The sequence below is a fragment of the Streptomyces sp. Ru72 genome, assembly GCF_002920635.1.
Classification (GTDB): Bacteria; Actinomycetota; Actinomycetes; order Streptomycetales; family Streptomycetaceae; genus Streptomyces.
Genome location: NZ_PQSR01000049.1, coordinates 40447 through 53842, shown reverse-complemented (window position 1 = coordinate 53842; position 13396 = coordinate 40447). Strand labels below are relative to the sequence as shown.

Below are 13396 nucleotides of genomic sequence, written 5' to 3'. Positions count from 1 at the left end.
GAGGCACTCGAGCAACTGCTCACCGAGCGGGGCCTGATCGACCCGAAGGTGGTGGACGGGATCATCACCACCTATGAGACCATCGTGGGCCCACTCAACGGCGCCAAGGTCGTCGCCAAGGCGTGGACCGACCCGGAGTACCGGCGGCGGCTGCTCGAGGACGGCACCGCGGCCATCAAGGAGCTGGGATTCTCCGGACCTCAGGGCGAGCACATCGTCGTGGTGGAGAACACCGCGACCACCCACCACGTGGTGGTGTGCACGCTGTGCTCCTGCTACCCCTGGCCGGTGCTCGGGCTGCCGCCGAGCTGGTACAAGGACCCCGCCTACCGTGCGCGCGTGGTGAAGGAGCCGCGCACGGTGCTGGCCGAGATGGGACTCGAACTCGACGACGACGTGCAGATCATCGTCCACGACTCCACCAGTGAAGTCCGTTGGCTGGTGCTGCCCGAACGGCCGGCCGGCACCGAGCACCTGTCCGAGGACGAGCTCGTACCCCTGGTGACGCGGGACGCGATGGTCGGGGTGGCCAAGGTGACGGCACCATGAGCGCGCCGCTGGACATCGAGGGGCCGGCCGCACCGCCGCGCTCCAACGGCGAGCTGGTGTTCGCCGAGCCGTGGGAGAGCCGGGCCTTCGGCATGGCCGTCAGCTTGTACGAGGCGGGCGCTTTCACCTGGCCGGAATTCCAAGCCGCGCTGATCGCCCGCATCAGAGCGTGGGAGACCACATCGGCGCCGAAGGAGTCCTACAACTACTACCGCCTCTGGCTGGCCGCCCTGGAGGACGTGCTCGTCCGCCGGTGCGCGGTGTCCACGGACGAAGTCACCGCACGGACCCGAGCCCTGGCGCGACGCCCCTCAGGCCACGACCACCGGGACGATCCTGTCACCGGCCGGGCAGACGTTCCGTGATCTCCTGCAGCAGCCAGCCGTTGCCGTCCGGGTCGCTGAAAGCGGCGTAGGAAGCATAGGACGTGCGGTCGGGGTGCGGGCCGGCGATCCGCTCCTGGTCCGTGCCGCGGTGGACGGCGTCCCCGGCCTCGTGACCGTGATGGAGAAGCCCCCCGGCGTCGTGGAACACCTCGCTCACCTTGATGCCGCGGTCGACGAGCTCCGCGCGGGCCTGTTCGACGTCCGGGACGATGAGATACAGGCCCTGGGCCGAGCCGGGGGCGGCGGAGGTCATGGCCTCGCCGAACATGATCGAGCACTGGGAGCCGGGCGGCGTGAAATGCACCAACCGATAGCCGTCACTGAACGTGTTGTCGACGTCCAGGCGGAATCCCAGTGCCTCGTAGAAGCTCTTGGCCCGGTCGACGTCGGAAACGGGCAGCACGACGACTTCCAGTTTGAAATCCATCTTTTCGCTCACCTTCATGGATTCGGCGAAGGAGGAACCGAAGGGCGGCCGATCGACGCTCCCATCCAGCGTGCCCCGAGCACGACTGCCGCGCATTTTGGACGAGCGATGAGTTCACCGCATCCAGACGCTGTACGACAGCGCTGCCCATCCCGTCGATGACCGCGCCGATCGGCCGCAGCCCCTTCGCCTCGGCGGAGAAGCGCACCGGAGTCCGGCGGGTTCTCGAGAAAGCAGTGGGTTCAGGCGTCCGGCAGCCAGCCCGGTGGGCGCAGGATGGCCAGGAGCTGGCGGACCAGTTCCTCCACGATCTCGTCCAGGGTGGCCTCCACCCAGCCGGCCCGCCAGTCGTGCAGCAGGCCGTTGACGCTGCCGATGAACGCGGTGGCCGCGAGCCGGTAGTCGCGGGGCGCCGCCTCACCGCGCGCGGCCGCCCGGGCGGCCTCCGCACAGATGAAGTCCACCCAGCGGGAGCGGCGTTCGAGCCGCTGCTCCTCGAGGCGGGGGCTGACGCCGATGATCTCGACGAAGGCGATACGGATCCGGCGCGGGTCGGAGGTGACGTTCGCGGCGTACGCCCGGAACACCGCGGCGGCGCGCTCGGCGAGCGGCAGGTCGCCGGCCTCGGCGAGGGCGGCGGCCGCGGCCTGTTCCGCCCAGTCGTTGACCTGGAGGTGCAGCGCGGCCAGCACGTCCTCCAAGGTGTGGAACTCCTCGTAGAACTGCCGTGTCGACAACCCCGCCGCCTCGCTCAGCGCGGCCACCGTGGTGGACCGGTAGCCGGGGCCGGCGCCGAACAGCTCGAGTCCGGCCTCCAGGAACCGCCGGCGTCGCTCGGCCTGCCGCTCCTCGGCCGTCCTGCCGCCGTACCGGCCTGTCGGCTGCTTGAGCCTGCCCGCCACCCGCGCCCCCTCGCCGTTCGATGATCCGTTCGCCTGTCGCTCAATTTTGTCGTGCGCGGAGTCTTGTGAAGAGGGCCGCCGCTTCCTTACTTTCCAGTAAGTCACTTTGAACCCAAGTGTGTTCAGACTTCCACCCCAAGACAGGGACCCCACCATGCCTGTTCTCAGATCCCGGCACCTCTTCTCCCTCGCCGCCGCCCTGGCCCTGACCACGGGCGGCACCGCGACGGCCGCCGCCGCGCAGGACTCCGCCTCCTCGCTGCGCGAGGTGATGTTCGTGGGCGACAACTGGGACGGCACCGCCGATGTCATCAAGTCCAGCGGCGACTTCGCGAGGATCGGCCGCGTCAACGTGATCCCCGACAAGGAGGCGCGGCTGAAGGAGATCAACGCCGATCCCATCAAGTGGATCTACTTCATGGCCATCCGCAACAGCGTCGGCGAGGGCCACGACCAGTTCGTGGACGACATGTACTCCACGCCGGACGGCAGGTCGATGGTCGTCTCCAGGCCGAGCTTCGCGGACGTCGTCTCCATCGATCTCGCCACCGGGAAGATCAACTGGCGTTTCCCCGTGGCGGGTTACCGAGCCGACCACATGGCGGTCTCCCCCGACGGCACTCGGGTCGCCGTCTCCGCCTCCACGGCCAACAAGGTGCAGGTACTGGACATCGACACCGGTAAACAACTGGGCGAGTTCGCCACCGGTGACAAGCCGCACGAGAACATCTTCACCAAGGACGGCAAGTACATCTGGAACATGGCGATCGGCGACGTCAACACCTCGCTCGACGACCCGTCCCTGGACTGGACGAAGGGCGACCGCCACATCACGGTCGTGGACGCCACCACCTTCAGACAGGTGAGGACCATCGACATGCGCGACCGGCTGGACGCGATCGGGCTCAAGAGCTTCTCCGACGCGGTCCGGCCCGCCGTCTTCACCCCCGACGAGTCCACGCTCTACTTCCAGGTGTCGTTCTTCAACGGCTTCCTGGAGTACGACGTGGCCACCGACAAGATCACCCGGGTGAAGACCCTGCCGAAGAACCCGGCGACCAGCGAGGACCGTACGACGTGGGTCAACGACTCACGGCACCACGGCATCTCGATGAACCCGGCGGGCACCAAGCTGTGCGTCGCGGGCACCATGGACGACTACGCGACCGTGGTGGACCGCGCCACCCTCCAGGAGGGCCCGCTCGTCACCGCCTCCAAGCCCTACTGGGCCACGGTGAGCGGTGACGGCAAGGACTGCATCATCTCCGAGAGCGGTGCCGACCAGGTCACCGCGATCGACTTCGCGACGGGCCGGAAGGTGGTCTCGGTCCCGGTCGGAGACCACCCGCAGCGGGTGCGCCTCGCACACGTCCCCGCCGACTGGACCGGCCCGTCCGCTAGCTGAACTCCTTCGCCGCCCACGCCGCGAGCTCCGTCCGCGCCGCGCTCAGCAGGGACGCGGACGGAGTCGTGGCACCGTTCGTCACCAGTGCGTAGTGCACGGCGCCCGTGTCGGAGGCGGTCAGCAGCAGCCGCCTGCTTCCCGTGCCGCCCGGCTCGTTCGCCACGGCCACAGCGGCCGACCTGGTGTAGGCGGGCAGGCCCGCAGTGCTGCCGAGGTCGGAGACCACCGTGGTGGACGCGGCCGGGAAGGAGGCCGGCAGGTGCAGTTCCGTGGGCGCCGCCGAGCCGTTCGACCGCCACACGTACAGCCCGTACTGCCCCGAACCGACCAGCCGTGCCACGTTCGGCAGCGAACTCGGAACCGGGTTCCAGGTCAGCGTCGTCGAGCCGTCCCGGGAGCGGTCCTCGTAGGTGAAGGCCACCGTCCTACCGGCGGTCGCGCTCGGGTAGAGCCGGTCCAGCAGCCGGGCGTCCTGGCGCAGCACCGGGGCGCCCGAGTCGTCGAGGGCGACGGCGGAGAGGTCCTCGTCGTTCCAGGCGTCACCGGAGGTGAGGACCTTGTCGGGGTTGCCGTTCATCAGCTCGTGGTGGCGGCCGTTGTAGAGGTCCCACTGCCACTGCGTGCCGGAGAGGACCGGGCCGGAGTCCGCCGGGTCCGACCACCAACTCGCGCCTTTCACATGGGAGTCGAGCGCCTGGTACATCGCCTTCAGCACGGTCGGCGCCTTGTCGGCGACGGAGCCGGACAGCGGGTGGCCGAACTCGCTGACGATCGCGGAGGTGCCCAGGGCGCCGGCCCGGGCGCGCACCGTGCCGAAGTCCGTCGCGTACTGCCCGTCGCCCGCCTTGCCCCACATGAGGATGCCGGAGATGGCCTTCTGGTCGTAGAAGTGGGTGTTGAAGACGTACCGGGGACCGATCGTGCCGGCGTCGAGGAGTCCGCCCTGCTGCTTCTGGCCGGCGATGTTGGCGTTCCAGAAGAGGTTGGGCTCCACGAAGGCGGGCTTGTCCTGCCAACCCGCCGCGTCCATCCGCGCGCGGAACCTGGCGTAGAACGGCCAGAGGACGTCCCGTTCCCAGGCGCGGCTGGTCTGCCCGGAGTCGTAGGTGCCGGCGTAGGGCTCGTTGAACGGGTCGAAGCCGACGACTCGCGCGAACTCGTCCTCGGCCAGGTGCTGCTGGATGTACGCCATCGTCTTCTGCGCGGTGGCGAGGAAGGCGTCCTGCACCCCGTACGCGTCGTGCCAGAAGTCGTACGACGCCTTCGTCACCGCCTGGTTCTGGGTGATGTTCTGGCCCCAGAACAGGCAGACCCCGCAGGACTCGGCGGGGTAGTTCCCGGCTTCCACGGCCCACTCGGGGGCGCCGTCGCCGGTGTACCAGCTGCCCTGGTCGAAGAGATGGCGGGAGTAGAGGTCCTGGTGGAAGTCGGGGTAGACGCGGATACCGGCGTCGAGGAACGCGCGCATCTGGTCGGTGACGGCGGAGAGGTAGGCGGTGTCCACCTGGCCGCGCACCGGCTCGGCGTGGGCCCAGGAGAGCAGGAAGCGGACCGTGTTGCCGCCGCCGAGGGTGCGCAGCGCGTTCGCCGACCTCCGGGCGTCGGCGACGGAGGCGAACGGCAGTCCGCCGTTCTCCTCCAGCTTGGTCTCGCCGGAGACGTTGTAGCCGCGCAGCACGACCTCGCGGCCGAGGCCGTCGGTGAAGCGGCCGCCCTGGACGGTGAGGGTGGCGGACGCCTGGGCGTCGAACCAGAGGGAGTCGGGAAGGGAGTCGGCGGCCGCGGGCCGTGCGCCCGGGGCCGCCAGGAGGCCGGTGAGAGCCACGAGAACGCCGCACAGACGCACACGTAACTTTGCCATGTACATTACACTCGCGGCGCTTTACGACCTATGTCAACACCCGTGCACCCTGCGATGTGTTCGCCGTGTTCAGGACGGCACGCCCGCCGCGCGCCCCGGCACCCTCCGCATCACCCGCAGCAGGTACTCCTCCCGGTCGAGCGGGTTGTGGTCGGTGCGCGGGCGGCTCGGCACCGCGCCACCGGTCACCGGGGCGTAGTGGTCGAACGCGGACTCCAGCTCGCCCTCGCCGTGGGTCAGCCCCGGCAGCGTCTGCTCCAGCTCGTGCACCTGGGCGGCAGGCACCCGGCCCTCGAGAACACAGGTGCGCCCGCGCAGTGAGGTGGTCCCCGGCACCGCACGCAACCGGGTGAGAACCGGCAGCAGTGCGCCGAGCGTGTCCGCCGGGGCCTCGATCCGGAAGCGGTGCATCGGCTCGTACACACGGGTACCCGCCCGCCGGAGCGCGGTCACCACGACCAGCGGGGTCAGGCCCCGGAAGTCCGCGCCCGTGCTCGACATGCTCTTGTCGAAGCCCTGGTGGGCGTGGCTCTGCCGCGGCGAGTAGCCCGAGTGGGTCATGGTGACCGTGCAGTCCGTCACCTGCCAGCCGTGCAGGCCCTGTGCCAGGGTCTCGTTCACCGTGTCCTCCACCGCCTTGAAGAAGGCGTACGGCATCGATCCGAGCTCCACCTCCAGACGGAACGTGACGCCCGCGCCGACCGGGGTGGGGTCGATGCGCAGTCCCACGGTGGCCAGGAAGGGGTTGGGATCCTTCTTGTTGAACTCGACCGCCGCGCCCGTGCCGACGGGTCGTTCGACACACAGCGGCGTCGTCTCGCGGAAGGTGACGGCAAGTCCGTACTCCTCGGCCAGGGTCGCCTGGATCACCTCCTTCTGGACCTCGCCGTACAGGGAGACGGAGATCTCCTGGCGGAGCTCGTCCTGCCGCAGCGCGATGAGCGGGTCCTGTTCGGCGAGCTGTGTGAGCGCGAGGTGCAGCGCTCCCCTGTCACGCGGGCGGGCGGGGACGACGACGGTCTCCAGGGTGGGCGGTGAGAAGTGCTGCGCGGGCTGCCCGGCGTTCGGCGCCTCGCCGAAGGTGTCGCCGATACGGACGTCGGCCAGGCCCCACAGCTTGCCGATACGGCCCGCCGCCACCGATGCCTCGCGGTCCGCTCCGCCCCGGTGGAAGACGCTGATCGCGGTGACCTTGCCCTCACGTCCGTCACGGAACACCAGCCGGTCGCGGGTCCGCAGGGTCCCGGAGAACACCCGCGCGTACGCGATCTTCTCCCCCGCCGGTCCCCGCTCGACCTTGAAGACGGTGCCGGAGGCAGGTCCCTCGGTGTCGTCCTCGGCGGCCGGCAGCAGTTCCGTGAGACCGCCGATCAGCTCGCGCACACCCGCTCCCGTGATCGCCGAGCCGAAGAACACGGGGTGCACCAGGGCGTGCCGGGTCTGCTCGACGAGGGCGCGGCGCAGCCGCTCGGAGGACACCGCGTCCTCGACGTACGCGGCCAGCAGCCCCTCGTCGTGCTCGGCGAGGACGTCGAGCAGCCGTGCGGTGAACGCGGTGTCGTGGGTGTCGTACGGCACCACGTGCGCGTCGCGGGTGCCGAGTCCGTACGGCCGTCCCATCGGGACCATCGACGGGGTGAGGCGCTCGGCCAGGGCGGTGAGGGTCCGGCCGTCGTGCGCGCCGCCGCGGTCGATCTTGTTGACGAAGACGAGGGTGGGGATCCGCAGCCGTCGCAGGGTGCGCATCAGGATGCGTGTCTGGGCCTGGACGCCCTCCACCGCGGAGACGACGAGCACCGCGCCGTCGAGCACACCCAGCACCCGCTCGACCTCGGCGATGAAGTCGGGGTGGCCGGGGGTGTCGATCAGGTTGACGGTGACATCGTCGAGCGCGAACGAGACGACGGCGGACTTGATGGTGATGCCGCGCTGTCTCTCCAGCGCGAGGGTGTCGGTCTGGGTGCTGCCGTCGTCGACGCTGCCGATCTCGTCGATCACTCCGGCGGCGTGCAGCAGCCGCTCGGTGAGGCTTGTCTTACCCGCGTCTACGTGCGCGAGGATTCCCAGGTTCAGCGTGGGCACAGAGCGTCATGTCCTTAGGGAGGGTGCTGGTTTCGTGCCGGGTGGACATGAACGCTGTGCGCATGGGGGCTCCTCGGTTCGACGACTCTGTCCCGTGCAGTCCAGCAGGACCGCGGCGGTGACAGCAACGGATTTTCAGGCGCGCTCACTCCTGTGGTCGGCGATGAGCTGCTCCAGTTGGTGCAGGGCGGCGCGCACCCTGGCCGGGTCCTGCCGGTAGTACGGGTCGTCGGGCACCGGCAGGGAGCCCGCGAGGGCCCAGCCCCGGCCACGGGCCCAGGTGGCCTCGTCGACACCGAGCGCGGCCCGGAAGTCGCCGCGCACCTCGTCGGGCAGGAACTTCCAGGCGACGAGCAGGTCGACCGCGGGGTCGGCGACGGCGAGGGTGCCGAAGTCGATGACGGCGCTCAGCCGGCCGTCCACGGCGAGCAGGTTGCCGACCGAGAGGTCTCCATGGACCCAGACGGGCGGCCGGTCCCAGGCGGGCGCGGCGAGGGCCGCCTCCCAGACCTCCGTCACCGCGTCGGCATCGATCAGGCCGGACCGTTTCAGCGCCTCGATCTTGGGCCGTACCCGTGCCTCGGAGGCGAGCGAGTCCCGCTCGTCGCCCATCGGAACGCCCCGGAAGGCGTTGCTCTGCTCGGGAGCGGGACCGCCCGTGGGATCGATCGCCTGGAGAGCGGTCAGGAACGCGGCCAGGTCGAGTGCGGTGCGGCGGGGGTCGGCGAGGCCCTCGGGGGTGGCCGTCTCGCCGTCCAGCCAGCGGTAGACGGACCAAGGGTAGGGGTAGCCCTCGCCGGGTTCCCCCTTGGCGACGGGTTCGCTGACGGGCAGCGGCAGATGGGGCGCGAGCCGGGGCAGCCAGGTCTGCTCCCGCTCGACCTGACCGGCCCAGTGCGGGTAGCGCGGGAGGCGTACGGACAGCTCCTCACCGAGGTGGAAGGTCGCGTTGTCCAGACCGGAGCGGGCCACCGGTGCGATCGGCAGGTGGGTCCATCGCGGGAACTGGGCCGCCAGCAGACGGCGTACGAGGTCGGCATCGATCAGCACCCGGCCCATCTCACCCGAACGGGTCGTCAGGACTCCACTGGTTTTCCGGTGCGCGGGGGCAGCCGGTGCAGCCGGACGTCCGTCAGTTCGCCGCCGGTCACGGTGGCCGTCATGTACGTGCAGTGGGGCTGGCGGCGGCGGTCGGTCGGGGAGCCGGGGTTGAGCAGGCGCAGGCCGGTGTCCGTGGTGGTGTCCCAGGGGATGTGGCTGTGGCCGAACACCAGCACGTCGAGGTCCGGGAACCGGTCGGCACAGCGGCGTTCCCGGCCCTGGGCGGGTCCCGTCTCGTGGACGACGCCGAGGCGCAGGCCGTCGAGGTCGGCGCGGGCGACTTCGGGGAGCCGGGCGCGCAGGGCGGGGCCGTCGTTGTTGCCGTACACGCCGATCAGCCGGGCGGACCGGCTCTGCAGCAGGTCGAGGGTGGCGACGTCCACCCAGTCGCCGGCGTGGATCACGACGTCGGCGCGCGCGAGTTCGGCGAGCAGCGGCGCGGGCAGCGCCTTCGCGCGCTTGGGGAGGTGGGTGTCGGACATCATGAGCAGGCGCACGGCACCAGGGTGTCATCCAGGTCAGGTCTGCGCGTCGGCCGGCGAGTGCCCGAGGACGATGTCCGCCCACACCTGCTTGCCGCCGCTGACCGGGAGTGTCCCCCAGGTGTCGGACATGGCCTCGACGAGCAGGATGCCACGGCCGCCCGTCGCCTCCCAGCCGATGCTGGTCGGCTTGACGGGCGTGCGCGGAGAGGAGTCGGCGACCGCCACGCGCAACCGGTGGTTGGACAGGGTGAGGTCGAGCCGGACCTGGCCGTCGGTGTGGACGAGGGCGTTGGTGACGAGTTCGGAGACGACGAGGAGCACCGTGTCGGTCTCCTCCCGCACGCCCCAGGAGCGCAGGGTGCGCCGGGTGAAGCGGCGGGCGTGCCGGACCGCTTCGGGAACGCGCCACACCGTCCAGCTCTCGCGCAGCGGGAGCATCGCCATGCCGTCGTAGCGCACGAGGAGCAGCGCCACGTCGTCGCTGCGGTTGGCCTCGGCGAGCAGGGCGTCCGCGACGAGCCCGAGGTGCGCGGGGTCGGCGGCGGACAGCTCACCCGCGATGCGTGCGAGGCCGTCCTCGATGTCGACGTCGGCGGACTCGACCAGGCCGTCCGTGGTGAGGGCGACGACCGTGCCGGGTTGCAGCCTGAGCGGGCTCATCGGGTAGTCGGCCTGGGTGACGACCCCGAGGGGCGGTCCGCCCTCCGATTCGGTGATCTCCGTGCTGCCGTCCGGGTGGCGCAGCAGGGGCGGGAGGTGCCCGGCGCGGACGTACCAGGCGGTGCCCTGCTCCATGTCGACGTCGACGTAGCAGCAGGTCGCGAAGAGGTCGGACTCCATGTCCACGAGGAGCCGGTTGGCGTGCGAGACGACGACGTCCGGGGGGTGGCCCTCGGCCGCGTAGGCGCGCAGCGCCGTCCGCATCTGACCCATCAGGGTGGCCGCGCCGGCGCTGTGGCCCTGGACGTCGCCGATGACGAGGGCGACGTGGTTGTCGGGCAGGGGGATCACGTCGTACCAGTCGCCGCCGAGCTCCAGACCGGCGGTGGTGGGCAGGTAGCGGGCGACGGCGACGGCTCCGGGCAGCGACGGCAGGCGACGCGGCAGGAGGGCGCGCTGGAGCATGCCGATCAGCTCGTGCTCGGCGTCGAAGGCGTGGGCGCGCATGAGTGCCTGTCCGGCGAGACCGGCGACGGCGGTGAGCAGGGCGCGTTCGTCGGGGCCGAAGTCGTGCGGGCTGTCCCAGCCGACGAGGCAGGCGCCGGCCATGCGCCCGCCGGCGGGCAGCGGCAGCACGGCGAGACCGCCGGGGCCGACCTCGGCGAGCGCCGGTTCCAGCGGGGTGCCGGCGGGCCAGATCGTGGCGCGGCCCTCCCTGAGCGCCGTGGCGAGGGTCGGCATGGCGCGGACGGGCGCGTCGGGCCACTCCGAACGCCACTCGCTGCGCCACAGCTCCGGCCAGGCCTCCGGTTCGGGCGGGTCCAGGACGGTGACGACGAGGCGGTCGGACTCCAGCTCGGCCAGCGCGATACGGTCCGCCCGCAGGGGCCCGCGCAGGGCGGCGACCACGGCCCTGCTGACGTCGCGGACGGTGCCGGCGGTGGCGAGGGCCGCGGCGAGCCGCTGGATGCGGGTGACGTCGCTGACGCCGGGACGCAGTTGGGACGCGTCGGTGACCGTGCCGACGAGCCGGACCGGGTGGCCCTCCCCGGCGGGTTGCAGGCGTCCGCGCAGCCGCAGCCACCTCGGCTCGCCGGAGGGCTGGAGGATGCGGAACTCCAGTTCGCGGTCGCCGATGGACATGTGGTCGGCCTCGACGACGGACATCACGGAGGGCAGGTCCTCCGGAACGGTCCGGGCGAGCAGGGTCTCGACACGGCCGTCGAACTCGCCGGTGGCGATGCCGAACAGCCTCAGCATCTCGTCGTCGACCTGCACCCGGCCGCTGTCCATGTCGAGCGTGAAGGAGCTGCCGGGCAGCCCTCCGGTGTCGACCGCGCCCGGGGGCGGGCAGGTGACGGCCTCGGCGAAGAGCTGGAGGCATGCGCGGTCGTCGGTGTCGAAGCCGTCCGGGCCGTCGCTGACGGCGGCCAGGCATCCGCCGCCGCGCAGCGGCAGGACGGCCAGGGAGAAGTCCCCCGCGGGCATCCGGCGCGCGTCGGCGCAGCGGCCGATGTCCTCGGGGGTGAGCCACCTGGCCTGCCCGGAGCGGTGCACCTCGGCGGCCGGGCCCGTGCCGGAGAGGGCGTAGACGTCACGCAGCCCGTACAGCGTCCGCGGCACGCCGGCCGACTCGGTGAGGGTCAGCTGGTCGCCGCCCTCCTCCGGACTGTAGACGACGGCGAGGGTTGCCCCGGTGAAGACGAGCACCTGTTCGAGCACGCGTCGCAGGCGCTCGCGCGGGTCAAGATCCGCCGCGAGCGTCTTGAGGGCAAGTTCCGCGCGCAGCGTTCTCATTCTGCGTCCCGCAGTGCCCTCACTGCCCACTCTGCAATTAGAGCGCGTCCCGGACTCTCGCGCAGCCCCTGTGAGCGCACGGACCGACGGCTCGCGGGTGCACGGCGGAGCGGGCGCGGGGTACGGCGGAGCGGGCGCGGGGTACGGCGCGCCCGCTGCGGAGGGTGACGGGCCGTGCACGGGTCCAGCGGGCAGCCCCGGAAACGGAGCGGTCCGGCCCTCCCGCCGGAGGGCCGGACCGTTCCACTGACCGGGGGAACCGCTGCTGCTTCCCGGTCAGTGGCTCGACACCAGTCCGGAGCCGTCGCCCACGCCGCTGCCCGACCGGTCTCCGGCGTTGCCGGACTGGTCGGCGGCCCCACCCGACTGGTCGCCGGGGCTCGCCGACTGCTGACCGGCGCCGCTCTGGTCACCCGCACCGGCACCGCTCTGGTCACCCGCACCGGCACCGCTCTGGTCGCCGGCACCGGCACCCGCACCGCTCTGGTCACCGGCACCCTGCTGCCCACCCGGGCTCGCCGACTGGTCGCCCGCACCGGCACCGCTCTGGTCGCCGGCACCGCCCGCGCCGCCCGCGCCGCCGGCACCGAGCGTCGCGCCGGTCGCCTGCAGCGCCGTGGTCACCGGCTGGAAGAAGGTCTCGCCGCCGGTGGTGCAGTCGCCGCTGCCGCCCGAGGTCAGGCCGATGGCGCTGCCGTCCTGGGTGAACAGCGCGCCTCCGCTGTCACCGGCCTCGGCGCAGACGTTGGTCTGGATGAGCCCGGTGACGGTGTCGACGCCGCCCGGGGTGGTCTCGCTCTGGAAGTTGACGGTGGCGTCGAGCCCGGTGACGGTGCCGTCGTGCAGCCCTGTGGTGCTGCCCATCCGGAAGACCTGCTGGCCCACCACCGCGTCCGCGGCCTTGTTGATCTGGACCGTCTGCCCGTTGCCGACGTTGACCTCGCTCGGGGCCTGGGTGTTCGGGTCGTCGTACTTGACGAGGGAGAAGTCGCCCTTGCCCGGGAAGGTGGCCTGGTCGACGGTGGCGATGGGCCGGCCGTTCTGGGAGTCGGACCACTGCTTGGCCGCGACTCCGCAGTGACCGGCCGTCAGGAAGGCGGGGCTGCCGTCGCCTGCGGTGACGTTGAAGCCGAGGGAGCAGCGGACGCCGCCGCCGTTCGCCTGAGCGAAGATGGCGTCGCCGCCCGATACGAAGGTCTTGAAGGTGCCCGACGACTTCTTGACGCTCGCCACGCCCGAGCCGAGGCTCCTGACCGTCGACTGGAGCGTGTTCCACCTGGAGCCGGTGACCGTGCTGTCGGCGGTGACCCGGATCTCGTTCGTCCTGGGGTCGACGGACCACGCGGTGCCGGGGATCGTCGCCCTGGTGCGCAGCGTCCTGGCGGCGGCCTGGAGCGTGGCGGTGCTGTTGTGCACCTGGTTGGGGACCGCGCCCGCCTTTCTGACGGCGTCGACGACGTTGCTGTCGTTACCGACCACGTTGACGACGACCTGCTGCTTTTCGGCGTTGTAGTAGGAGCCCGCGAAGGCATCACCCAACTGCGATGCGAGCTGCCTGGCGACGAGCGAGACATCGGCCGACTTGAACGTCTTCGGCGTGTCGCCCGACGCCGAGTCCGTCTGGGACGCGTTGGCGTTGGGCAGCAGAAGGGCCGCAGCTCCGAGCGCCGCCACGCTTCCAACCGCGATCGCGGCCTTGCGCTTGGGTATGCGTTTGTGACTCAACTCTCGACCTCCTGGG

Annotated in this window: 11 protein-coding genes; 3 read left to right on the top strand and 8 right to left on the bottom strand. The window is 71.2% G+C overall.

The annotated features are described in order from the left end of the window. Positions 1-549: nitrile hydratase subunit alpha (gene nthA / locus C3488_RS22410; RefSeq protein WP_103842098.1), on the top strand; the 549-nt coding region annotated here is incomplete at its 5' end. Then, positions 546-914 (top strand): nitrile hydratase accessory protein, encoded by a 369-nt coding sequence (locus C3488_RS22405; RefSeq protein WP_103842096.1) that lies wholly within the window; start codon positions 546-548, stop codon positions 912-914. The genes nthA and C3488_RS22405, both read left to right, overlap by 4 nt. Here the strand turns inward: C3488_RS22405 and C3488_RS22400 are convergent. Beyond that, positions 889-1362, bottom strand: coding sequence for a VOC family protein (locus C3488_RS22400; RefSeq protein WP_181139140.1), 474 nt, complete (start codon positions 1360-1362; stop codon positions 889-891). The genes C3488_RS22405 and C3488_RS22400 overlap by 26 nt on opposite strands. A 242-nt stretch (positions 1363-1604) precedes the next feature. Then, on the bottom strand, positions 1605-2264 hold the full coding sequence (locus C3488_RS22395) for a TetR/AcrR family transcriptional regulator (protein WP_103842092.1): 660 nt from the start codon (positions 2262-2264) through the stop codon (positions 1605-1607). Positions 2265-2418: 154 nt separating this feature from the next. On the opposite strand from C3488_RS22395, the gene C3488_RS22390 reads away from it, so the two are divergent. Continuing rightward, entirely contained in the window at positions 2419-3669 is a 1251-nt protein-coding gene (locus tag C3488_RS22390; protein ID WP_103842090.1) for a YncE family protein, read from the top strand. On the opposite strand, the gene C3488_RS22385 is transcribed toward C3488_RS22390, so the two are convergent. From C3488_RS22385 to C3488_RS22360, 6 genes are all read right to left on the bottom strand, one after another. Next, positions 3662-5530 (bottom strand): cellulase family glycosylhydrolase, encoded by a 1869-nt coding sequence (locus C3488_RS22385; protein WP_103842114.1) that lies wholly within the window; start codon positions 5528-5530, stop codon positions 3662-3664. The genes C3488_RS22390 and C3488_RS22385 overlap by 8 nt on opposite strands. 69 nt (positions 5531-5599) lie before the next feature. Next, complete coding sequence (locus C3488_RS22380) at positions 5600-7612, bottom strand: translation factor GTPase family protein (RefSeq protein WP_103842088.1); 2013 nt, start codon at positions 7610-7612, stop codon at positions 5600-5602. A gap of 135 nt (positions 7613-7747) precedes the next feature. Beyond that, positions 7748-8671 carry an aminoglycoside phosphotransferase family protein gene (locus C3488_RS22375; protein ID WP_181139139.1) on the bottom strand — a complete coding sequence of 308 codons (924 nt, stop codon included), beginning with the start codon at positions 8669-8671 and terminating at the stop codon, positions 7748-7750. Between the two features lie 17 nt (positions 8672-8688). Further along, complete coding sequence (locus tag C3488_RS22370) at positions 8689-9210, bottom strand: metallophosphoesterase (RefSeq protein WP_103842086.1); 522 nt, start codon at positions 9208-9210, stop codon at positions 8689-8691. 21 nt (positions 9211-9231) lie between these two features. Beyond that, positions 9232-11655, bottom strand: coding sequence for a SpoIIE family protein phosphatase (locus C3488_RS22365; protein WP_103842084.1), 2424 nt, complete (start codon positions 11653-11655; stop codon positions 9232-9234). 276 nt (positions 11656-11931) lie between these two features. Beyond that, positions 11932-13380, bottom strand: coding sequence for a S1 family peptidase (locus C3488_RS22360; RefSeq protein WP_181139138.1), 1449 nt, complete (start codon positions 13378-13380; stop codon positions 11932-11934). Between the last annotated feature and the right edge of the window lie 16 nt (positions 13381-13396).

Excerpts from the sequence above, each read along its gene's own strand:
- C3488_RS22375 (WP_181139139.1), bottom strand. The coding sequence starts at position 8,671 with ATGGGCCGGGTGCTGATCGATGCCGACCTCGTACGCCGTCTGCTGGCG.
- C3488_RS22385 (WP_103842114.1), bottom strand. The coding sequence starts at position 5,530 with ATGGCAAAGTTACGTGTGCGTCTGTGCGGCGTTCTCGTGGCTCTCACC.
- C3488_RS22405 (WP_103842096.1), top strand. The coding sequence starts at position 546 with ATGAGCGCGCCGCTGGACATCGAGGGGCCGGCCGCACCGCCGCGCTCC.
- C3488_RS22390 (WP_103842090.1), top strand. The coding sequence starts at position 2,419 with ATGCCTGTTCTCAGATCCCGGCACCTCTTCTCCCTCGCCGCCGCCCTG.
- C3488_RS22400 (WP_181139140.1), bottom strand. The coding sequence starts at position 1,362 with ATGGATTTCAAACTGGAAGTCGTCGTGCTGCCCGTTTCCGACGTCGAC.
- C3488_RS22365 (WP_103842084.1), bottom strand. The coding sequence starts at position 11,655 with ATGAGAACGCTGCGCGCGGAACTTGCCCTCAAGACGCTCGCGGCGGAT.